Below are 22,503 nucleotides of genomic sequence, written 5' to 3'. Positions count from 1 at the left end.
GCACCGGCGCGGCGAGCGCGAGGACGCACGTCCCCCGCTGCCCGAGAGCAAGGATTTCGAGACCGTCCGCCGGGGGTGAGGGGCGGCCCGCCCGGCACTTGAGAATGACGAGGGACGCCAGCCCACCCGGCCTTCAAGGACCAGGGATGTCGCCCCGCTCGGCGCCAGAGGACGAGAGATTCCGACCCGCCCGGCGCCAGAGGACGAGAAGTTTCGGCCCGCCCGGCGTTCGAGGGCGAGGGATTCCAGCCCGTCCGGCGTTTGAGGACGAGGCCGGAGGCCGATCGGGGGCGGCCCGGCCCACGGGCAGCGTGCGGCAGCGCAGGCAGCGACAGGACAGAGGGGGCGGGTGGGCGGGAGAGAAGCAACGAGAGGGGGACGGCGGGACGCCACGGCCCGAGACCAAGGCGCCCACGCCAGAAACTAGTGGCTGCCGAACAGCGAACGCCGCAACCGCCGCAGCGGAGCGAACAGCGACACCCGGCGCACCCGTGCGCGCCTGCCACCGCTGCGGTCGTGCGCGACATCACGCGAGGTGAGCTCGCGCATCAGCAGCGTCGCCTCGGCCGCCTCGCGCTGCGGGACGGCGGGACCGCCCAGCACCGAGAGATGACGGTCGAGACGCGAACTGCTCGCGCCGCTCCCACAAGTGATCGCAGGGACCCTCGCCCTACTGCGCACTGTTATCTGTTCCATGTCACTCCCCACCCGTACGAGGGCACCCGGCCCAGGGCAGGTTAACCCTATCGCCCCACCATGACACTCGTGTATCCCGGTCGCAGGATTCACCTTCCCCGCAAGGACGTTGACGATTACTCTCCGAATCCAACTGATTTCAGGGTGAGTTGGACAACCGGTGCGGTGGTGGGCCGCACCGAGCCGCCGTCGGGTTCGACGGTGACAGCGAGTGAGCTCGCGCCCCCGTCCAGATCGTCCGCGACGACCGGCGTTTCGCCGTCGACAAGGCCCAGGGAGCGCGGCGCGGCCCCGTCGCGCATCACCCACAGTTGATGGTCCCGGCCGGCGGGCGGCCTGCCGAGCCCGGACGCCGTGACGACGGCCTGCCCCTGCTCGCGGGACGCGACGACGCCGAGGCCGCGCCCTTCGGTGTCCCGGGTGCGGGCCGCGCGGGCGTCGGGCGCGGCCAGGACGTGGGCGATCTCACGTGCGGCGGCCCGCTCCTCGTCGAGCCGGTCGTCGGCGCGGCCGAGGGCGAAGGTGAGGATGCCGACGGCGACGAGGGCGAGGACGGCGGCGGACGCGGCGAGCGCGACGAGGACGGGGGCACGGCCGCGCGCCGGGGCGCCCCCGGGCTCCCCCACCACCACCGCGGGCTCCGGAGCCTCCTGTTCGGTGGCGCGCACGGCGGTCAGGATCCGGTCCCGCAGGTCCGGTGGCGCGGGGACGGAGGCGGCACGCGCCAGGCGCACGGTGTCGGCGGCGAGCGCCCGCACCTCGTCGGTGCAGCGCGGACACCCCTCCAGGTGCCGCTCGAAGCGCCGGGTCTCGCTCGGGTCGAGGGCGTCGAGGGCGTAGGGCACGGCGAGGGAGTGCACGGTGCGGCCGATCCGCAGGCCGCCCACGTACATCCGGATGCGGCCGAACAGGCCGGTGCCCGCAGCTCTCATGCGGCGGCGCCCAGACAGTCGCGAAGGCGCAGGAGTCCGTCCCGCATCCGGGTCTTGACGGTGCCGAGGGGCACGGACAGGCGGCGGGCCACCTCGCGGTAGGTGTAGCCGTCGTAGTAGGCGAGCGTCACGGCCTGGTGCTGGAGGTCCGTGAGCCGCTCCAGGCAGCGGCGCACCCACTCGCGCTCCAGGCTGCCCTCGACCTCCTCGGCGACCTGGTCGAACGCGGGTGTCTCGGCGCGCTGGGCGACGCGCTGCTCGCGGTCGCTCGCGGCCCGCGCGCTGCGGACCCGGTCCACGGCCCTGCGGTGGGCGAGCGTGAGGATCCAGGACAGGGCGGTGCCGCGCGCCGGGTCGTACCGGGCGGCGGTGCGCCACAGTTCGAGGAGCACCTCCTGGACCACCTCCTCCGACTGCGCGCGGTCGCGCAGCACTCTGCGGACAAGGCCGTACACGGGCCCGGACACCAGTCCGTACAGCTCTTCGAACGCCTTCTGGTCGCCGCGGGCCACCAGGGGCAGCAGTGCGTCAGCGTCCACCCGAGTCCCCCTTTTTCGGCCTCTCCCCCGGAGCTTCGGCGCACGTCGCCGCCGTTCCCCGCTCCCTGGGCGCCCAATTCTGGACGCGGTGGGGGGCGGGGGCGAGACCTCCGGCGGGATTGATGCCAATCCGAGCGCGGGGCCGCGCCGAATGGCGGGGGAGACGGACCGCGCCCGGCCCACGCGCGCGGCCGTCGCACCGACCCGTACCGACCCATGAGAACGCACGACCACCCACCACCACAGTGAGGACGGACGCGATGACAGCAGTCGCGAGGAGCCGCACGAAGCCATGGAGCACCCGTGGAATCGTCGGGCTCGTGTGCGGCGTGCTGGCCGCCGGGGGGCTCGCAGCCGCCGGGACCGGCACGCTCGTACCGGAGGCGGCCCGCGCCTCCAGCCACCGCGAGGCCCCGCTGATCTCGGGGCAGCCGCAGTACGACAACACGGACGTGTACGCGTTCGTCAGCCCCGACAAGCCCGACACCACGACGATCGTCGCCAACTGGATCCCGTTCGAGGAGCCGGCGGGCGGCCCGAACTTCTACCCGTTCCCCGAGGACGCCCAGTACGACGTGCACATCGACCGCGACGGCGACGCGCAGGGCGACCTGCTGTACCGCTGGACCTTCGACACCCGTACGAAGAACGGGGACACCTTCCTCTACAACACCGGGCCCGTCACGTCCCTCGACGACCCCGACCTGAACGTGACGCAGACGTACGACATCGACCTGTTGCGGCTGAAGGACCAGAAGGTCGTCTCGACGAAGAAGGTCGCCGACGATCTGCCGATCGCGCCGAGCCACGTGGGCAAGGCGTCCATGCCGAACTACGGCGAACTGCGCGACCAGGCCGTGCGCGAGCTGCCCGGCGACCACACCGCGTTCGCCGGTCAGGCCGACGATCCGTTCTTCCTCGACCTGCGGGTGTTCGACCTGCTGTACGGGGGCGATCTGTCGGAGGTCGGGCGGGACACCCTCGCCGGGTACAACGTCAACTCCGTCGCCCTGCAGGTGCCGTCGGCCTCGATCCGCCAGTCGGAGAAGCAGCCGACCGTCGGGATCTGGTCGACGACGCAGCGCGAGAACGCCGACGGGAAGTGGACGCAGGTCTCCCGGCTCGGGGCGCCGCTCGTCAACGAGGTCGTCGTGCCCATGAAGGACAAGGACAAGTTCAACGCGTCCGCGCCCTGGAACGACGGGGACTTCCTGCCGTACGTCACCAAGCCGGAGCTGGCGCGTCTGATCGAGTCGATCTACAAGATCAAGGCGCCGAAGGAGCCCCGCAAGGACCTGGTGTCGGTGTTCCTGACCGGTGTGAAGGGCCTCAACCAGCCGCCGGGCGTACGGCCGGCGGAGGCCCTGCGGCTCAACACCTCCATCAAGCCCGCCGCCTCGCCGAAGCGCCTCGGCGTCCTCGACGGCGACAACGCGGGCTATCCCAACGGGCGACGCCTTGCCGACGACGTCCTCGACATCTCCCTCCAGGTCGTCCAGGGCGAACTCGTCGGCCGGAAGAACGACTTGGGCGACGCCGTCAACGCCAACGACCGCGAGTTCGGCCGCTCCTTCCCGTACCTGGCCCTGCCCACGGCGGGCTCGCGCGGCCCGCTCGCCGAGAAGGGCGCACGCGCCGGCTCGGACGACGGCTCCGGGGCACCCGGCAGCGCCATGACCGGCGGCGAACCGGCCGGCGCCGCCCGCGACACGGACGACTCCACCGACACCGTCCTCCTGGCCTCCGCCGCGGCCGGCGGCGCCGGTCTGCTGCTCCTGACCCTCGGCATCGTGTGGTGGCGCACGCGAGCCGGCGGGGGCCCGCGGGGACGCGACTCCGGGGTCACGGGGGTCTGAGATGGGCAGCCGCCGCTTTGGGGACTGGTGGGGGGTGGGCCGGTCCACCGGGTCCGCCCGGCCCACCGGATCCGCCCGGTCCACCGGGTCCGTTGGCTTCACCGGGTGCACCGGCTCCATCGGGCCGGCCGAGCCCGTCGGCTCCACCGGGTCCACGGAGTCCGCCGGATCCGCCGGGGTGCCGCTCGACGGCACCCCGGCCGGGGAGCGGGCCGGGGACGACGGGGGCGATGCGCGGCGGCTCGTCGGCGCGCCGGGCGGGCGGACGGCTCGTGCGGGTCTCGCCCGGCGGGCCGGGTGGCGGCTCGGGGCCGTCGTCGCTCTCGCGGTCACGCTGACCGCGGGTGCGGTGGTCGTCGGAGCGGTACGGGAGGAGGGGCGGCCGTCCGTGGCGGCCGCCCCGCCGGCCCCGTACGCGGCACCGCCCGACGGGATGCGCGCGGGCGACCTCGACCGCGCGGTGTCCTCGCTACGGGAGCGGGTGCGGGCGCGTCCCAGGGACTTCGCGTCCTGGGCCGCGCTCGGGTCCGCGTACGTCGAGCAGGCGCGCACGCACGCCGACCCCACCCGGTACGACGAGGCCGAGCGCGCCCTGGACCGCGCGCTCGCGCTCCGCCCCGGCCACGACGTCGCCCTTGCCGGGCAGGGCGCCCTCGCCGCCGCGCGGCACGACTTCCCCGGCGCGCTGCGGCACGCGAAGAAGGCGCTGGCCGTGAACCCCTACAACGAGCGCGCCCTCGCCACCCGCATCGACGCGCTCGTCGAACTCGGCGCGTACGACCGGGCGTTGCGGGCGGCGCGGGACGCCGACGCGCGGCGGCCCGGCATCCCGGTCTTCACGCGGTACGCGTACGTGCGGGAGCTGCGCGGGGACGTCGGCGGGGCCCGGCGCGTCCTGGAACGCGCCCTCGCCTCCGCGCGGGCGCCAGGCGATGTCGCGTACGTCGCCACAGCACTCGCCCAACTCGCCTGGCGCCAGGGGCAGTACGCGCGGGCCGCGCGGCAGTGCGCGGTCGCGCTGCGGGCCGACCCGTCGTACGTTCCCGCGCTGGAGACGCGGGGGCGGGTGCGGGCCGCCCGGGGCGAGACGGGGGCGGCCGTCGCCGATCTGCGCGACGCCGTGGCCCGGCAGCCGCTGCCCGGCACGCTGGTGGCCCTCGGCGAACTGTACGAGTCCCAGGGGAAGTCGGCGCGGGCCCGGGAGCAGTACCGGCTGATCCACGCCTGGACGCGGCTGGCCCGCGCGAACGGGGTCAACCCCGATCTGGACACCGCGCTCGCCGCCGTGGACCACGGGGACGCGAAAGCCGCGCTCGCTGCGGCGCGGGCCGAGTGGGGGCGGCGGCGCACCGTGCACACCGCTGACGCGCTGGGGTGGGCGCTGCATGCCGTCGGGCGCGACGAGGAGGCCCTGCGGTACGCCCGGCGGGCCACCGCCACGGGGTTCCGTGAGGCGTCCTTCTCCTACCACCGCGGGGTGATCGAGCTGCGCACCGGCTCGCCCGCGGCCGGGCGGCGCTGGCTCGAGCGGGCGCTCGGGCTCAACTCGGGGTTCTCGCCCGTGGGGTCCCGGGACGCGAGGCGACTGTTGGAGGGGTTGCGATGAAGGCTGTTTCGTATACGGGCGCCGTCCGGCGGGAGCCCGGGCCGGGCACCCTCGGCGGTCGGGCCGAGGCCGGGCCGAGCGCGCAGGCAGGTGCGTCCGAGGCCGATCCGGGCAGCCGGGGAAGTGCGCTCGTCGCCGACGGGGCGCCCGGGCGCGAGCGCCCCGTGCGGCGGCTCCCGCTGTTCGGGGGCGCACAGGCCCGGCGAGGGCCGCGCCCGGGACGGCCCGGACGTGCCGGGCCCGACGTGCCCCCCGCGCCCCCTTCGCCCCGTGGAGCAGGCCGGGCCCGGCCTTCGAAGCGCGCTGCCGCCCGGGCCCGCCGTGCCCTCGCCGCCCTCCTCCTCGCACTCTGCGGCACCCTCCTGGTCCCCGCCGCCCCCGCCTCCGCGCACCCGCTCGGCAACTTCACCGTCAACCAGCACGACGCCCTCACCCTGGCCCCCGGCCGGCTCCGCGTCGACCACGTCGAGGACCTCGCCGAGATCCCCGGCTCCCAGGCCGAACCCGGCATCGAGCGCGCGGGCGCCCACCGCTGGGCGGCCGAGCGGTGCCGCGAGGCCGCCGCCGGTACCCGCGTCGCCCTCGCCGGGCGTCCCGTCCCCGTCCGGTCCGGCACCGCCCGCGCCCTCGTGCGCACCGGCCAGGCCGGGCTCCCCACCGTCCGCGTCGAGTGCCGCTTCGCCGTCACGCTTCCCCCGGGCAAGGACCTCTCCCTCAGCTACCGCGCCACCCGCCAACCCGCCCCCGGCTGGCGCGAGATCACCGCCCGCGGCGACCGCATGACCCTCACCGACACCGACGTACCCGCGGCCTCTCCGTCCCGCGCCCTCACCCGCTACCCGAAGCAGCTCACCTCCTCCCCTCCCGACACCACCTCCGCCACCCTGCGCGTCCGCCCCGGCGGGCCCGCCCTCGCCGCCGACCCCGCGCCGCCCGCCGCCGCCCTCCCCCGCACCGCCACCGACGCCCTCACCCGGCTCGTCGCCCGCCACGACCTCACCTGGACCTTCGCCGCCGTGGCCCTCGGCACCGCCCTGCTCCTCGGCGCGCTGCACGCCCTCGCCCCCGGGCACGGCAAGACCCTGATGGCCGCCACCGCCGCCGCCCGCGGCACCGCGTCCCTCCGCGACGTCCTGCCCCTCGCCGCCTCCGTCACCGTCACCCACACCCTGGGCGTCGTGGCGCTCGGGCTCCTCGTCGCAGGCGGTTCCGCCGCCGCTCCCTCCGTCGTCGCCTGGCTCGGCGTCGCCAGCGGCCTCCTCGTCGCCGGCGCGGGCGCCGTCCTGCTCCGCCGGGCCTGGCGCCACCGCCGCCACGCCCACGGCCACTCCCACACCCATGGGCACGGCCACTCCCACGCGCACGAGCACCCACCCGTACCCCCCACGGTCCGCGGCACCCTGCTCCTCGGCTTCGCCGGTGGTCTCGTTCCCAGTCCCTCCGCCGTCGTCGTGCTCGTCGGCGCCGCCGCTCTCGGGGAGGCCTGGTTCGGGCTGCTGCTCGTGCTCGCGTACGGCGCGGGGCTCGCGATCACGCTGACGGCGGCCGGGGTCCTCGTCGTGCGGCTCGGGACGCGGGTCTCCGCGGTCGCGGGGCGGCGGCTGTCGCGGAGGCGGCGGGGGCGGGTGCGGCTCGCCGGGCTCACCCGGCGGCTCGCGCCGCTGGGCTCCGCGTGCGTGGTGCTCGCCCTCGGATGCGGATTGGTGTTCAAGGGGGCCGCAACAGCGCTCGGTTGAGCTACTTTTGTGGAGAATCGCACGGCTGCGAATGGGGGGCTCGTGTCCGACGAAACGCGAGTGATCGCTGGGCGTTACCGTCTCCTGGCGCCACTGGGCGAGGGGGGCATGGGCACGGTGTGGCGGGCCAGGGACGACGTGCTCGGCCGCGAGGTCGCCGTCAAGGAGGTCCGCGCGCCCGCGGGGCTCCCGGCGAGCGAGGTCGAGCGGCTCTACACCCGGCTGGAGAGGGAGGCCTGGGCCGCGGCCCGGATCCCGTACCGCAACGTCGTGACGGTGTACGACGTCGCCACCGACGAGGGTCGGCCGTGGATCGTGATGGAGCTGGTGCGCGGCCTGTCCCTGTCGGACACCCTGGAGGCCGAGGGTCCGATGTCCCCGCAGCGCGCCGCGCACATCGGCGCGGAGGTCCTGGGTGCGCTGCGCGCCGCGCACGACGCGGGGGTGCTGCACCGCGACGTGAAGCCCGGCAACGTCCTGCTGTCCAACGACGGCCGGGTCGTGCTCACCGACTTCGGGATCGCGATGGTGGAGGGCAGTTCGGCGCTCACCATGACCGGCGAGGTCGTCGGTTCACCCGAATTCCTCGCCCCGGAGCGGGCGTTGGGCCACCGCCCCGGACCGGAGTCCGACCTGTGGTCACTCGGTGTGCTCCTGTACGCGGCCGTGGAGGGCGTCTCGCCGTTCCGGCAGAACACCCCGCTCAGCACGCTGCGCGCCGTCGTCGACGAACAGTTGCCGCCGCCGCGCAACGCGGGGCCGCTGACCCCGGTCATCGAGGGCCTGCTGCGCAAGGACCCGGCGGAGCGCGCGCTCGCGGCGGACACCGAACGGGACCTGCGCCTGGTGGCGGAGGGCCACGCGCCACGCACGGAGTCGTCCGCCTCGTACCAGCCGACGGTCGCCGCACCCCAGCGCCCCGATACCACTCCCCCTCCGCCACCGCCGCCCGGCGGTCTCGCCTCGTCCGCCCCGACCGGCACCACCCCCACGCCGGACACGACGACCACGACGCCCCCGGCACGCTCGCGCCGTACGACCGCCGTGCTCGTCGCGGGCATCGCCGCCGTGGCCCTGGCCATCGGCGGTGTCACGTACGCCCTGGTGAACGACGACTCCGGCGGCGGGAACGGCGGCGCCGACAGCGGCAGCGGCACGACCGGCGGGTCGAACAGCGGTGGCGGCAACGGCGGATCCGACAGCGGCGCCGGAGGGGACGGGGGCGACGGGGGCGCGACCGGCAACGGGAGCAACGGCAGCGGAGGCGGCGACAACGGCGGCACCAACGGCGGTGGCGGCGACGGCGGTTCCACCGACGGCGGCGGGGACGGCGGCACCACCACCCCGGCCCAGTCGGTGCGCGTCAGCGTAACCGGCCACCGCACCTCGTACACGGGCGCGTGCCCGGTACCGGCCGGCGAGGCGCCGTCGTTCGCGGCGACCTTCACCGTGGGGCGGGTGCCGGTGGGCGTGCAGTACCGGTGGGTGACCGCCGCGGGCGAGTCGAGCGACCCGGGCTGGAAGACGCTTTCGTTCCCGTCGGACGGCGGGAAGAGCAAGCAGGTCAACCACGTGGAGGTGCCGGCCTGGACTGACCCCGGCACGCACCGCGGCAGCGTGCGCGTCGAGGTCCGCAGCCCGGTGACCGCGACATCGAACTCCGTCGCGTACTCCGTGACGTGCGAGGAGGAGCCCCCGACCACTTCAGAAGGCTCCCCCTCTCCCTACGATCAGTGAGGCCGGTGCCGCGGGCGGCTCAACCGCCTGCGGACCGCAAGACGGTGACGGTGCGTCAGGACGCCGCCCCGCGGAAGACCGGGAGGTAGCCGCCGGACTGGCCCGCGGCGGTCGGGTGGTAGGACTCGCCGATGTTGCCCCAGTTCACGCTGTGCAGCCACGCGTCGCCGGAGCAGATCTCGTGGTTGGTGAACGTGGTGGTGACGTCGCCGAAGGTGAAGCCGTGGTCGGCGGCGCGCTTGGCGGTGGCGGTGTTGAGGTGGTCGGCGGCACCGTTGATGGCACGGCGCTCGCCCTCGGTGAGACCGGCGAGACAACTGCCGCCGAGTTTGTAGAAGCGTGGATAGCCGAGGACGACGACGCGGGCGGACGGCGCCTTGCTCCTGATCGCCGAGTAGACCTGGTTCAGCCGGCCCGGAAGCGTCGAATCGACGTACGCCTTGGCCTGGTTGACGCGCGTCACACAGCTCGATTCGGACTGCAGTACGCACGTCATCATCACGTCGGCGAAGCCCGCGTCATTGCCGCCGACGGAGAGGGACACCAGTCCGGTGCCGGAGTTCAGCGGCCCGAGCTGGTTGTTGAGGACGTCACTCGTCCGAGCGCCGGAACAGGCCGTGAAGCTGAAGCTGGAGGGTGAGTTGGCGGCGGCCCACAGCGCCGGGTAGGAGCGGGTGCTGCGCTTGCAGTTCCCGCTGCCGCTGTCGTAGCTGCCGGCGCCGACACCGGAGGAGTAGGAGTCGCCGAGCGCCACGTAGGCGGGGGCGGCGGCCCGGTCGTCGCCGGAGTCCGCGTGCGCCGTGGCCACCCCGGTGAGGGTGCAGGCGGCGGCGAGGAGAAGCGAGGAAGCGTATGCCGTGAAACGGGACAATCTCATGGAACCTCCCTTAGCAGGATTTCTGCCTCGACAGTGGTAGCACGCACCACCCGTTGCCGATAGTGTTCATGACAATCAATTCTTCACTAATTCCCTTGCCCGCCAGGACAGTTCACCGATCGGACTACAGTCCGACAACGAACATCTGCACACCCTCTCCGCATCTTGACGGGCCGCCGGATGCTGAGCGACATTGAAGCCCGGCATCCGGCGCTTCGGGGGGCAAGTCGCCCATGCAGACCATCAGGATCAAGTCATCGGCTTCCGGTACAGGACGGCCGGACCACGACCCTGACAGAGGACCGCGCGCGGCGGCGTCCGCCGATCTGACACCCCTGTTCGCGGGCGTCGCCGTGACCGCCGGGTGCGTCGGGGCGGCGTTCGCGCTGCTCGACCTCTCCTCGCCGCTGCGCGCCCCGTTCGTCCTCTTCTTCCTGCTCGCGGCCCCCGGCTTCGCGCTGTCCCCGTGGCTGCGGGGGCTCGACACCTGGGCCCGCGTCGTGGCCTGCGGCAGCGGAGCGCTCGTGGTCGACCTGGTGGTCGCCCAGGCGATGCTGGCGTTGCACGTGTGGTCGATCCGCGGCGGCGTCGCGGCGGTCGGCGCACTCAGCGTGCTCGTCTTCCTGTCGGCCCTGGCGCGGCGACGGCGTCACCGCGCCCCGAGTAGACGGACGTGATGACGTGGAGGTCACCGTGCACCGCCCCGGCGAGCTCACCGCAGCCGACCGAGCGGCATGGACGGCCATGCAGTCCAAGGCTCATCTGAACGGGTTGTCCGACCTCTCGAACCCGTTCCTGGCACCGGAGTTCACCCTCGCCATGGCGCGGGTGCGGGGGAACGTGCGGGTGGCCGTCGCCCGGGAGGACGGCGAGCCCGCCGCGTACTTCCCGTTCCAGAGATCCAGAACCGGCGTGGGCCGGGCCGTGGGCCTCGGTGTCTCCGACTGCCAGGGGCTGGTGCACCGGCCCGGCTTCACGTGGGACGCCCGGGGGCTGCTCCGCGACTGCGGGCTCGTGATGTGGGAGTTCGACCATCTCGCGGCCGGCCAGGACGCGTTCGAGACCGGCGCGTCCGGCCACTTCGCGTCGCCCGTGATGGACCTCGACGAGGGCTACGAGGGCTATCTCGCCCGGGTGCGCGCCCGCTCCCCCAAGTTCCTCCGCTCCACCCTCGCCAAGGGCCGCAGGCTCAGCCGCGACCACGGCGAGGTGCGCTACGTCCACGACGAGCGCGACCCCGCCGCGCTGCGCAGGCTGATCGCCTGGAAGTCCGCGCAGTACCGCAGGACGGGCCGCAGCGACCGCTTCGCGCACGACTGGATCACCCGCCTCGTGGACCAGCTCTTCCACAGCCGCGGCGACTCCTTCGCAGGCGTCCTCTCCGTGCTCTACGCCGGGGGCGCGCCGATCGCCGCGCACTTCGGCCCGCGCAGCGAGCGCGTGCTCGCGTGCTGGTTCCCGGCGTACGACCCGGACTTCGCCCGGTACTCGCCGGGCCTGCTGCTGCATCTGCACATGGCCGAGGCGGCCGCCGCCGACGGCATCGCGCACATCGACCTCGGCCGTGGCCAGAAGCAGTGGAAGGACTCCCTGAAGACACGTGAACTCACGGTGTCGGAGGGATGGGTGGCGTTGCGGCACCCGATGGCAATCGGACATCGTGTCCACCGGGCACCCGTACGGGCGCTACGCAATACCGTCGTAGGCCGACCGGAATTGTTCGGGCCTGCAGATCGCCTGCTCAAACGCCTGGGAAAGATCAGAGCCGGGCGCCGGAACGATTAAGAAACGCGCAGGAACCGTCAAGGAACGCCAGGGGTGATGGGTGAACCAGACACGCTCGTGGTGTCCGAAGAGAACGGTCAATTATCCGAAACCGTGAGACCCCGTTCCAGGTCTTGCCATACGGTCGCAAGCATCAATACCGTCGTACATCCACCCGCATCGGTCCATCGGCAGTCGGTCTAGGGGAGGGCTCAAGACCGCGATGGCTCCGGGGCGGGGCGCTGTAGGGGGGTGCTCGTGTTCGGTGATCGAATTTCTGCCGGATCACGTGCCGCGCAGTCATGCCAGCTCGCTCGGTGTGCCCGGAAATCCATTCCGCCATGACCGCAGTGAGAATCCCCCCTTTCGAACCGGATCCACCACCAGACTGCCCGGGGGCGGGCAGTCCACCGGACGAGAGGGATCAGACTCATGAGTTCTGCTGTGCGCCCGGCCGGCCGGGGGCAAGATCCTTTAATCGAACCGTCGCCGAACGCGTCCGAAGGATCGAACGAAAAGACCGGACCAATGGAAGAGACCGCCCTAGCGGGATTGCCCGTCATTCCGAGCCAGCACGAATACCGTCCGGTTTCCTCACATCTGGCGATTGCGCCACCGGTGAGTGTCGTGATTCCCGCCATGAACGAGGCGGAGAATCTTCCCTACGTGTTCAAGACGCTGCCCGAGTGGATCCATGAAGTCGTACTGGTGGACGGCAATTCCACCGACGACACCGTCGCCGTGGCCCGGGAGCTGTGGCCGGACGTGAAGGTCGTGCGCCAGCTCGGCAAGGGCAAGGGCGACGCGCTCATCACCGGCTTCGAGGCCTGCACCGGCGACATCATCGTGATGGTCGACGCGGACGGCTCCGCGGACGGCCACGAGATCGTCAGCTATGTCTCCGCCCTCGTCTCGGGCGCCGACTTCGCCAAGGGCTCCCGCTTCGCCAACGGCGGCGGCACCGACGACATGACCTTCATCCGCAAGCTCGGCAACCACGTCCTGTGCTCCGTGGTCAACGCCAAGTTCGGCGCCCGCTACACGGACCTGTGCTACGGCTACAACGCGTTCTGGCGACACTGCCTCGACAAGATCGAACTCGACTGCACCGGCTTCGAGGTCGAGACGCTGATGAACATCCGCGTCGTCAAGGCCGGGCTGAAGGTCCAGGAGATCCCGAGCCACGAGTACCTGCGCATCCACGGCGTGAGCAACCTCAGCGCCGTGCGCGACGGACTGCGCGTGCTCAAGGTGATCCTGGCCGAACGCTCCAACAAGCGCACACAGCGCCAGAGTTCGCGGACAGCACCCCAGGCACGGCACCAGGGAGAGGCTTCTTGATCTCCATCTCGGTGGTCGTGTGCGCGTACACCGAGGACCGCTGGGAGGACATCCTCGCAGCGGTCGCCTCGGTGCGCGCGCAGTCCCACACCGCCCACGAGACCCTGCTCGTGGTCGACCACAACACGCCTCTCCTGGACCGCCTGGCCAAGGAGTTCAAGGAGACACAGGGAGTGCGGGTGCTCGCCAACGCGGGCCCCCGCGGCCTGTCCGCGGGCCGCAACACCGGCATCGCCGCGTCCAGCGGCGAGATCATCGCCTTCCTCGACGACGACGCCGTCGCCGAGCGGGACTGGCTGCGCCACTTCGCCGCCGGGTACGAGGACCCCCGGGTCCTCGCCGTCGGCGGCCGCACGCTGCCCGCCTGGGAGTCGGGCCGTCGGCCCCGCTGGTTCCCCGAGGAGTTCGACTGGGTCGTCGGATGCATGTACCGGGGCCATCCGACGGGCCGCGTCCCGGTGCGCAACGTGCTCGGCGGCAACGCCTCCTTCCGGCGCACCGCCTTCGAGATCGCGGGCGGCTTCGCGACCGGCATCGGCCGTGACGGCGACAAGCGCCCGCTGGGCTGCGAGGAGACGGAGCTGTGCATCCGGCTCACCCGCGCCCGGCCCGACGCCGTGCTGCTCATCGACGACCGCGCGGTCATCCACCACCGGGTGCCCGCGGCCCGGGAGCGGTTCGGCTACTTCCGCACCCGTGCCTACGCGGAGGGCCTGTCCAAGGCCCTGGTGTCCCGGAGCGTCGGCGCCGACAAGGGCCTGGAGTCCGAGCGCCGGTACACCACCCGGGTGCTCCCTGCCGGGGTCGGCCGCGGGCTGCGGGACGCGGTGCTCGCGCGCCCCGGTGGAGCCGGGCGCGCGGGCGCGATCGTCGCGGGCGTGGTGGCGGCGGCCGGTGGGTACCTCGTCGGGAGCGTCCGGGCGCGCCGGTCCGGCGCGACCTTCGCCGTCGTCGACGTGTCCGGCCCGTCGCCCGCGACACGCGGCACCGAGGGCGCGCGCGGCACGGGTACGAGAGGCGGTGAGGGCAGCAGATGAGCACCGGCGGGATACCGATCCTGATGTACCACGCGGTCGCGCCGCACCCGAACGAGGCGACCCACGACCTGTCCGTGTCGCCCGAGGCGTTCGCGGAGCAGATGGAGGTGGTGCGCGCCCTCGGCTGCACCCCGCTCACCACCTCCCAACTGGCCTGGCACTGGCGTCAACCCGGACGCCCACTGCCGACCCGGCCCGTCCTGATCACCTTCGACGACGGCTACGAGGGCGTGCACCGGCACGCCCTCCCGGCGCTCGCCCGGCACGGCTTCAGCTCGACGCTGTTCGTGGCGACGGGCTGGCTGCCGGGGAAGTACGACACGGGCGGCGGCCTCGACACCATGCTCGGCTGGGACCAGGTGCGCGAACTGGCCGCGGCCGGCACGGAGATCGGGGGGCACAGCCACACGCATCCGCAGCTGGACCAGCTCTCCGACGACGCGCTCTGGTTCGAGCTGGTGCGCTGCCGTGAGATCCTCGCCGATGAACTCGGCACCCCGCCGGTGTCGTTCGCCTACCCCTACGGCTACTCCAGCCGCCGGGTGCGGTGCGCGGTCCGCGGCGCCGGGTTCAGCCAGTCCCTCGCCGTGGGCAACGGCCTGGCGCGGCGCTGCCAGGGCCCGTACGCGCTGCGGCGGGTGACGGTGCGGCGCTGCACCCGGATCGGGGAGTTCGAACGGATGCTGCTCGGCCGCTCGATCGTCCGGTCCTTCGCCAGGGACCGGGTGCTCAGCAAGGGATACGCCATCGTCCGCAGAGCCCGACAAGCCCGCCGGAAGGCAGCTCGCCCCCGTGTCTGACACGACCACCGCACAGGCAGCGGTCACCGGGACCGACGCGCACACCGACGGCGCACCGCCGTCCGGCAAGTGCCGCAGGACCCGGAGAATCCGGCTGCCCGGAGCGGGCCGGAGCGGCGGCGGGAGCCCGCTGTTCCGCAACGCCTACGCGCTCATGCTCAACACCGGCATCTCCGGTCTGCTCGGCCTCGGCTTCTGGCTGGCCGCCGCCCGGTACTACTCGGAATCGGCGGTCGGCCAGGGTTCGGCGGCCATCGCGGCGATGAAGCTCCTCGCGGGCATCACCGCCGTGACGCTCATGGGCGCGCTCGCCCGCTTCATCCCCGTGGCGGGCCGCGCCACCGGCAAGCTCATCTTCCGTACGTACGCGACGAGTTCCGTCGTCGTCGCGTGCGCGGCCCTGGTCTTCCTGGCCACGCTCGGCCTGTGGGGCCCTTCGTACCGCTTCCTGCACGGCCCTGTGGCCGGGATCTGCTTCGTCGGCGCGGTGGTGGCGTGGTCCCTCCTGACGCTCCAGGACGGCGTCCTGACCGGGCTGCGCAACGCGCTGTGGGTGCCGGTCGGCAACACGGTGTTCTCCGTCGTCAAGCTCGGCCTCCTGATCGTCTTCGCGGCGGCCATACCGACGGCCGGGGTGTTCGTGTCGTGGGTGGCCGCCATCGCCTTCTCGGTGGTGCCGCTGGGGTGGCTGGTCTTCCGGCGGCTCGTGCCGCGCCATGTGCGGGCCACCGAGGACAGGACGACGCCTCCGACGCTGCGCGAGATGGGGCGCTTCCTCGCCGGTGACTACACCGGTTCGCTGTGCTCGCTCGCCGTGGTCTACCTGGTGCCGGTGATCGTGGCCGCGCAGGTCAGCTCCGCCGACAACGCCTACTTCTACATCGCGACGACCATCGGCGGCACCACGAACCTGCTCGCCATCAACATGGGCGCCTCGCTGACCGTCGAGGGCGCGCACGACCCGGCCCGGCTCGCCGCCAACACCCGTGCGGCGCTGCGCCGGATGGCGCGGATCATGGTCCCGGTGTGCGGGATCCTCTTCGTGGGCGCGCCCTACATCCTGCACGTGTTCGGCCAGGGCTATTCGGAGGCGGCCACTCCGCTGCTGCGCTGGTTCGCGGTGGGTGCACTCCTTCGGGTGGTCATGGAGACGTACTTCGCCGTCCTGCGCGCGCAGAGCCGGACCTCCGGGCTCGCCTGGCTGCAGGGCCTGCTGTGCGTGCTCGTGCTGGGCCTGACGCTGCTCCTGCTGCCCCGGATGGGGCTCACCGGCGCGGGCGTCGCGGAGATCTCCAGCCTCGCGGTGATCGTGGCGATCGCGGCGCCCAAGCTGTACGCGATCACGCGCGCGGCCCCGGCGGCCGAGCGCGCGGCGCCGGACGGGGACCTGGCGGACCTCGGCACCCGGGACGTGTCCGCGGGCACCACCACCCTGGAGCTCACCCCGCAGCGGCCCGCCGAGCGCGGCGACAAGGAGCGGCGGCACGGTCCCGCGTGGGCGCTGCGCGAGTCCCTGGACTCCGACACACTTCAACTGGCGGTCCAGATCGACGTGGAGCATCAGGAGCGCCGCCCGGACGTGCGTCCGGGCCCGACGGCACGAGGGCCCGTGGGAGCGGGCAGGGGGGACGACATGGAGGGGCACCGGCCCACCTGGGCGGCCCGGTCGGCGCGCACGACGCCCGCCGCCGGCGCGTGCTCGGGCTCGCAGGGGTCCACTTCGGAACGGCCCGCCCCGGACAGGTCCTCGGACCGGTCGGAGGCGCCGGGCAGCCGGTCGCAGGCGCCGGACGGGCCGATGGCGCCGCAGAGGGCGAGCAGGTCGGAGAGTTGCGTCTCGCCCGGGCCGGGCCCGGTCACGGAATCCGTCGGCGAGGCGGACCGAAGGGACGCGGAGAGCGACGTGCGCGCCGGGAGCCGCCCGTACGCCGAGGGGCACCCGTACGCCGGGAGTCAGCCGTACGCCGAGAGCCACTCGCGTGCCGAGGGCCACCCGGACACGGAGAGCCCCGCCGACGCGGCGGGCCGACCCGCCGCCGAGAGCGGCCTCGACCCGGTGGGCCTGCCCGTGAAGGAGCCCTGGCCGACCGTGGCGGACCCGAAGGCGCCCCCCGTCGCCGTGCCCCCGCCCACGGGGGGTTCACCGGGCACGCCGCCCAGCACCGGCCCGTCCGCCACGGGAGCGTCGGCCACCGGCCCCTCCCTCACGGGACCGTCCACCACGAGGCCGTCCGCCAACGGACCGTCCACCACCGAACCATCCGCAACGGACCCGTCCACCACCGGACCGTCCGGCCCACCGTCCCCGGCCTCCGCTCCCCCGGCCCGCCCCGCCCCGCCCGCGCGCCCGTACCGGGCCTCCCGCAAGACCCTCGTCCTCGGCGCCCTGCTGCTCGCCGCCCTCGGCCTGTACTGGATCCCGGCGTTCGGACTCGGCGAGGACGACCTCGACCGGATGGGCGGGCTCGGGATCGTCTCCGTGCTGCCGCTGCCCACGCTGGTCGGCGCCGCGCTGCTCGTGGGGGTGTTCGCGGCGCTGCTGTGGCTGGAGCGGCAGCACCGGTGGCTGCTCCTGCTCACGCTGCTCGCCACCGTCGTGTCCCTGCACGCGCTGCCCGCCGTGATCGAGACCGAGCCGCGGTTCGCGACGGCCTGGCAGCACCTGGGCTTCATCGAGTACATCGACCGGACCGGCACGGCGGTGCCGGACCTGGACGCGCGCTGGAGCTGGCCCGGCTTCTTCGCCGCCGCCACGTTCCTCGCCGAGGCCTGCGGCGTCTCGGACCTGACCGAGGTCATCCGCTGGTGGCCGACGGTCGTCCAACTCCTCTACCTGGCCCCGATGCTGCTGCTCACGCGCTCCCTGCGGGCGAGCTGGCGCGCCAAGTGGGCCGGGCTGTGGATCTTCGTCCTGAGCGGCTGGGTCGGCCAGGACTACTTCTCGCCGCAGGGCTTCACGTACCTCCTGTACATCGCGTTCGTGGCGATCCTGCTCGTGTGGTTCCGCGCGCCGCGGGTGATCTGGACGAAGCGGCGGCCGGGCGAGGCCGAGGTCGAGCCCGCGAACCGACGTCAGCAGGCGGTGCTGCTCGTCGTCCTCCTGGGCCTGTTCGCGGGCACGGTGCCCGCGCACCAGCTGACGCCGTTCGTCATGCTCGGCGTCCTGACCGCCCTGGTCCTGCTGCGCCGCTGCGAGCTGCGCGGGCTGCCGCTGCTGTGCGGCGTCATGGTCGCCGTCTGGCTGGGCTTCTTCGCCGAGCCGTACTGGTCGGGGCACTTCGACGAGCTCTTCGGCGGTGTCGGCGGCGTCGGCGGCAACGTGTCGTCGTCGGTGTCCGGCCGGATCGAGGGCGGCAGTTCGACGCACAAGCTGGTGCTGTACGTCCGGGTGGCGCTCGCCGGCGGCGTGATGGCCATGGCCTGCTGGGGCTGGCTGCGCAGGCGCCGGCACAAGTACCGCGAGGTGTCGCTGCTCGTCCTCACCTTCGTGCCGTTCCTCGGCTTCGGCATGCAGTCGTACGGCGGCGAGATGGCGCTGCGCGTCTTCATGTTCGCGCTGCCGGGCGCCGCGCTGCTCGCCGCGCTCGCGCTGTTCCCGCGCACCGGCGCGACCCCGAAGGAGCGCGACCGGGACAAGGCGAGCCTCGCGCCGCTCGCCGCGCTGCTCGCGGGCCTCGTCCTGATGGGCGGCTTCCTGGTGGCGCGCTGGGGCAACGAGCCCTTCGAGCGGGTCAGGACCGGCGAGGTCGCCGCCATGGAGTACGTGTACGCGCACGACGACCCGACGGTGCGGCTGCTGTGGATGAGCAACGACACCGTCAACAACGTGACGCCCGCGATCCCCTGGGGCAAGCAGGACGCGGAGAAGGTCGAGTACGTGCCGACGCTCGCGCCGCCCGACCCGGTCCTGGTGTCCGGCCTGGTGAAGGCGCTCAAGGACGCGGGCCCCAACTCGTACCTCATGATCAACCGCAGCCAGACCGTCTATCTCCAGATGGACACCGGCTATCCGGCGGACTGGGACACCCGACTCACCCGCAACCTCGACAAGCGCTCCGAGCTGAAGAAGGTCTACGGCAACGCCGACGCGACCCTGTACGCGCTGCGCGAGCAGCCGGAGGGGCCGGTCGCGAAGGCCGACCCCGGCGCCGTCGGCCCGAAGGTGACGTGGACGCCGTGGACGGTGGTGGGCGCCCTCGCGGTGCTCGCGCTGATCGCGCTGCTCGCGGCACGCGAGGTGGTGCGGGTCGCGGCCGCGCCCAGCGTGGGTCAGCAGCGGTGGCTGCAGAGCAGCTTCTGGTTCTCGCTGCCGCTGCTCGCGGTGTTCGTGGCGTCGCTGCTCCAGCGGTTCCTGACGATGGCGTAGCGCGCGGCGGGCCGGGCCGAGGGCAGGCGGCTCACCGCGTCACGACTTCACCCCCTCAGCCGCTTCACCGCGTCAGCCGTTTCACCGCGTCAGCCACTTCACCTCGTACCCGGCCATGTCGAACCGCTTGCCGTCGACCTTCGCGCTGATCTTCCGGTCGAGCGTGTTCACCACGAGCACGGCCTTGTCGTCGGCGAGCACGCGGACGTTCGGCACGTCGTCCTCGGCGACGTCCACCTCTTCGTAGCGCGTGCCGGGCGGGAAGGCGTCGGAGAAGCGGGAGAGGAGCCGCAGCATCGGCAGTTCGCGGCCGCCGTCGGCGCTCTGCGTGGGGCTCCACAGACAGCCCGCGCAACTGCCGCTCCGCTTCTGCGGGTTCCAGTAGAAGCCGCTGGTCGCGCCGCCGCGCGCCATCGCCATCAGACCGGCGGCGTGCACGGCGACGCGGCGCTCCTCGGCCCACTCGTCGCGGTTGTCCTGGCGGTCGCCCGGCTCCACGTAGTACTCGGCCCACCACAGCGGCAGGTCGCCGGTCTGCTCGCGCACCCAGCGGCCGACGGCCGTGAACTTGTCGGTGGCCCCGAACTCGTCGGGCAGCAGCTCGTCGTCCTCGGTGTAGCTGGCGCCGTCGACGACCACGAAGTCGGCGCCGTCCTTGTGCTTGTTCCAGTACGTGAAGACGTCGACGGAACGCTTGTCGAGGCGGCCCCACGGGCCCTCGACGGAATCCGAGGCGCCGTCGGAGCCGCGCGGGTCGGCGCTGTCCATGACCAGGTAGGGGCCGCCGACCTGGATGTCCTTGTTGACCTTCTTCAGGGCCTGGTAGACGAGGTTGTAGAGCTTGGTGTAGCCCTCGTAGTCCCAGCGGGCCTCGGCGGAGTTCCAGAAGCCCTTGAGCTCGTTCCAGACGAGGAAGTGCCGCACGTCGGGGTAGCGCTTGGCGACGGTCGCCGCGAGCGCGGCGTAGTCGTCGAAGTGCTCGGGCCGGGGCGCGGTCTCCAGGGAGTCCTGGCTCCAGTTCGTGTTGTCGGAGCCGGACTTGCCGCCCTTCATCCAGTCCGGGGCGCAGCACAGGGTGACGACCGGCGTGCCCTTGGTGGCGCGGATGAAGTCCATCCGGTGGTCCATCGCCTCGAAGTCGTAGCGCCCCTTGACCGGCTCGGGGTTGCCCGCGCCCCAGCCCATGACGTGCTGGATCTGCGGCAGCGGGCGGGGGCGGTCGGCGAGCAGTTCCTGGATGCGGCCGACGGCCGCGTCGTCTCCTTCGTTGGCGCTGTACTGCGTGTGGGTGAAACCCCAGCCGACCTCGGGCCGTGTCCCACCGCGCGTCGGAGCCGGTGTACCGTACACCTTGTCGCCGTCCGGCGTCGTGCCCGCCGTGCTGCCGCGCTCCCCCTCGGGCAGCGTGAGCATGGTCAGGACCAGGGCCAACGCGGCCAACGCCACGCCGACGAAGGCGGTCAGACGCCACCGCCGTGCATCCACTTGCCACCCATGACGTCCCATCACCGGCAAGCGTATCCGCGTACCCTCGCGGTAGGGGCGGTTCCGCGCGAGAGTCGGCTCCACGGCGCGCGGGGTGGCGCACTGGGGAAACCACGTGCACGGAAGCACACCCGTGACGGATCATGGCGGCATGTCTGCGAACCCTCAGGACGCCCTGCCGATCCGGCTCAACGTCGACGACAGCGACTCCCCGTCCGACGTCGTGGACGCGCTGTTCCTCGGCCGCTTCGCGACGGGCGAGCAGCCGTTCTCGCACAGCGCCAACATCGACCGTGTGAAGCCGGGCTCCGAGCTCCTGCCGCCCGGCGCGACGGTGCTGCGGTCCGCCCGCGACGACGACCGCAGCGCCACGCTCGCCGAGGGCGAGGGCTGGACGCTGCTGGTGTCCCGGTGGAACCGCGGCGCGGACGTGACGGTCACGGCCACCACCGCCGAGCTCGCCGAGCGGGTCCTGAAGGAGGCCACGGACGGGGCGCACGACGACCCCGAGCCGCAGCCGGAGAACGTCACCATGGGGTTCTGGTACGTCTCGCCGCGGCGCGGGCCGCACCGCACCACCCGGCAGATCTCCGCGGGCACGTGGGACGAGGTGCGGGAGAACTACACCGCGCCGGTCGCCGACGCCATGGACAAGCTGATGAAGACCACGCCGGAGGACATCTCGGGGCGCCTCCTGCTGCTGCACGGGCCGCCCGGCACCGGCAAGACGTCCGCGCTGCGCACCCTCGCGCGGTCCTGGCGCGACTGGTGCCAGGTGGACTGCGTCCTCGACCCGGAGCGGCTGTTCACCGACGTCGGCTATCTGATGGACATCGCCATCGGTGAGGACGACGGCACGGCGAAGGGGCGTTGGCGGCTGCTGCTCCTTGAGGACTGCGACGAGCTGATCCGCGGCGAGGCCAAGCACACGGCGGGCCAGGCCCTCTCCCGGCTCCTGAACCTCACGGACGGGCTGCTCGGCCAGGGCCGCAACGTCCTCGTCGGCGTCACCACCAACGAGGACCTGGAGCGTCTGCACCCGGCCGTGGTCCGCCCCGGCCGCTGCCTGGCCCGCATCGAGGTCGGCCCGCTCACCCTCGCCGAGTCCGTCGACTGGCTCGGCACGTCCGAGGGCGTGTCCCGCGAGGGCGCGACCCTGGCCGAGCTGTACGCGCTGCGCCGGGGGCAGTCGCCGACCGCGCTGCCGTCCGCCAGGGACGGGGCGGAGGCGGGCTTGTACCTGTAGGTCTGCGGGCTCGTGGCCGCGGGCCTTCAGCCGGCGGAGCCGTAGGCGGCGCGCAGCGCGTCCCGGGCGGCGGCCACCGCGTCCGCCTCGGAGAGTCCGAGCCGCCGCACCCGCTCGGCGTAGGCCTGCGCGGCCGAGGCGGCGCCCTTGGCCGCCGCGTCCCCCGCGGCGGCCACGAACGTCCCGTTCCGGCCCCGGGTCTCGATCACCCCGTCCTCCTCCAGAGCCCGGTAGGCCTTGGCGACGGTGTTGGCGGCGAGGCCCAGGCCTTCGGCGAGCCCCCGCACGGTGGGCAGCTTGTAGCCCACCGGCAGGCTCCCGCTCCGCGCCTGCGCGGCGATCTGCGCCCGCACCTGCTCGTACGGCGCGGCCGCGGCCCGCCCCTGCGCACCCTCATCGATCACGATCTTCAGCGTCACGCGCCGATTGTCCCGCACCCCTCGGGGGAAAAAGGAGAGGCGGCTCCCGCGCACCCCGACTACCGT

At 73.2% G+C, this 22,503-nt stretch carries 17 protein-coding genes; 11 read left to right on the top strand and 6 right to left on the bottom strand.

All coding sequences use genetic code 11. From position 1 onward, the window contains the following. Window positions 1-423: 423 nt before the first annotated feature. The 3 genes from QUY26_RS32085 to QUY26_RS32075 all read right to left on the bottom strand — a co-directional run bounded on the left by QUY26_RS32085 (window position 424) and on the right by QUY26_RS32075 (window position 2,167). On the bottom strand, window positions 424-696 hold the full coding sequence (locus QUY26_RS32085; RefSeq protein ID WP_030356142.1) for a hypothetical protein: 273 nt from the start codon (window positions 694-696) through the stop codon (window positions 424-426). A gap of 116 nt (window positions 697-812) precedes the next feature. Then, window positions 813-1,589 (bottom strand): anti-sigma factor, encoded by a 777-nt coding sequence (locus QUY26_RS32080; protein WP_289956229.1) that lies wholly within the window; start codon window positions 1,587-1,589, stop codon window positions 813-815. A gap of 35 nt (window positions 1,590-1,624) precedes the next feature. Beyond that, on the bottom strand, window positions 1,625-2,167 hold the full coding sequence (locus tag QUY26_RS32075) for a sigma-70 family RNA polymerase sigma factor (protein WP_436840444.1): 543 nt from the start codon (window positions 2,165-2,167) through the stop codon (window positions 1,625-1,627). Between the two features lie 260 nt (window positions 2,168-2,427). Between QUY26_RS32075 and QUY26_RS32070 the strand changes: the two genes are divergently transcribed. The 4 genes from QUY26_RS32070 (at window position 2,428) to QUY26_RS32055 (ending at window position 9,102) form a co-directional block, all read left to right on the top strand. Next, entirely contained in the window at window positions 2,428-4,023 is a 1,596-nt protein-coding gene (locus tag QUY26_RS32070) for a DUF4331 domain-containing protein (RefSeq protein WP_289952855.1), read from the top strand. Between the two features lie 34 nt (window positions 4,024-4,057). Next, window positions 4,058-5,629: a tetratricopeptide repeat protein gene (locus tag QUY26_RS32065; RefSeq protein ID WP_289952854.1), complete on the top strand. Its 1,572-nt coding sequence runs from the start codon at window positions 4,058-4,060 to the stop codon at window positions 5,627-5,629. Continuing rightward, on the top strand, window positions 5,626-7,365 hold the full coding sequence (locus tag QUY26_RS32060; protein ID WP_289952852.1) for a nickel transporter: 1,740 nt from the start codon (window positions 5,626-5,628) through the stop codon (window positions 7,363-7,365). Before QUY26_RS32065 ends, QUY26_RS32060 begins: the two co-directional genes overlap by 4 nt. A 108-nt stretch (window positions 7,366-7,473) precedes the next feature. Beyond that, window positions 7,474-9,102, top strand: a complete 1,629-nt coding sequence (locus tag QUY26_RS32055; protein ID WP_289952850.1) for a serine/threonine-protein kinase — start codon at window positions 7,474-7,476, stop codon at window positions 9,100-9,102. Between the two features lie 55 nt (window positions 9,103-9,157). On the opposite strand, the gene QUY26_RS32050 is transcribed toward QUY26_RS32055, so the two are convergent. Beyond that, window positions 9,158-9,979: an SGNH/GDSL hydrolase family protein gene (locus QUY26_RS32050; protein ID WP_289952848.1), complete on the bottom strand. Its 822-nt coding sequence runs from the start codon at window positions 9,977-9,979 to the stop codon at window positions 9,158-9,160. Between the two features lie 233 nt (window positions 9,980-10,212). Here QUY26_RS32050 and QUY26_RS32045 point away from each other — a divergent pair, with 233 nt between their 5' ends. From QUY26_RS32045 to QUY26_RS32020, 6 genes are all read left to right on the top strand, one after another. Next, a complete protein-coding gene (locus QUY26_RS32045; protein WP_289952846.1) occupies window positions 10,213-10,656 on the top strand; it encodes a hypothetical protein in 444 nt (147 codons plus the stop codon). 4 nt (window positions 10,657-10,660) lie between these two features. After that, complete coding sequence (locus QUY26_RS32040; protein ID WP_289952844.1) at window positions 10,661-11,764, top strand: GNAT family N-acetyltransferase; 1,104 nt, start codon at window positions 10,661-10,663, stop codon at window positions 11,762-11,764. 507 nt (window positions 11,765-12,271) lie between these two features. After that, window positions 12,272-13,084, top strand: a complete 813-nt coding sequence (locus tag QUY26_RS32035; RefSeq protein WP_289956226.1) for a glycosyltransferase family 2 protein — start codon at window positions 12,272-12,274, stop codon at window positions 13,082-13,084. Beyond that, window positions 13,081-14,121 carry a glycosyltransferase family 2 protein gene (locus tag QUY26_RS32030; RefSeq protein ID WP_289952842.1) on the top strand — a complete coding sequence of 347 codons (1,041 nt, stop codon included), beginning with the start codon at window positions 13,081-13,083 and terminating at the stop codon, window positions 14,119-14,121. Before QUY26_RS32035 ends, QUY26_RS32030 begins: the two co-directional genes overlap by 4 nt. Beyond that, window positions 14,118-14,921, top strand: coding sequence for a polysaccharide deacetylase family protein (locus QUY26_RS32025; RefSeq protein ID WP_289952840.1), 804 nt, complete (start codon window positions 14,118-14,120; stop codon window positions 14,919-14,921). Before QUY26_RS32030 ends, QUY26_RS32025 begins: the two co-directional genes overlap by 4 nt. Beyond that, window positions 14,914-19,287, top strand: coding sequence for a lipopolysaccharide biosynthesis protein (locus QUY26_RS32020; RefSeq protein ID WP_436840443.1), 4,374 nt, complete (start codon window positions 14,914-14,916; stop codon window positions 19,285-19,287). Before QUY26_RS32025 ends, QUY26_RS32020 begins: the two co-directional genes overlap by 8 nt. A gap of 81 nt (window positions 19,288-19,368) precedes the next feature. Here QUY26_RS32020 and QUY26_RS32015 read toward each other — a convergent pair whose 3' ends face one another. Beyond that, entirely contained in the window at window positions 19,369-20,793 is a 1,425-nt protein-coding gene (locus QUY26_RS32015) for a GH39 family glycosyl hydrolase (protein ID WP_289952837.1), read from the bottom strand. Between the two features lie 130 nt (window positions 20,794-20,923). On the opposite strand from QUY26_RS32015, the gene QUY26_RS32010 reads away from it, so the two are divergent. After that, window positions 20,924-22,018 carry a DUF5925 domain-containing protein gene (locus tag QUY26_RS32010; protein WP_289952836.1) on the top strand — a complete coding sequence of 365 codons (1,095 nt, stop codon included), beginning with the start codon at window positions 20,924-20,926 and terminating at the stop codon, window positions 22,016-22,018. 26 nt (window positions 22,019-22,044) lie between these two features. On the opposite strand, the gene QUY26_RS32005 is transcribed toward QUY26_RS32010, so the two are convergent. Then, on the bottom strand, window positions 22,045-22,437 hold the full coding sequence (locus tag QUY26_RS32005) for a GntR family transcriptional regulator (RefSeq protein ID WP_289952834.1): 393 nt from the start codon (window positions 22,435-22,437) through the stop codon (window positions 22,045-22,047). Between the last annotated feature and the right edge of the window lie 66 nt (window positions 22,438-22,503).

Source organism: Streptomyces flavofungini (assembly GCF_030388665.1).
GTDB classification, from domain to species: Bacteria; Actinomycetota; Actinomycetes; order Streptomycetales; family Streptomycetaceae; genus Streptomyces; species Streptomyces flavofungini_A.
Note: the sequence above shows the minus strand (reverse complement) of the source record. Positions and strands in the feature narration are given on the sequence as shown.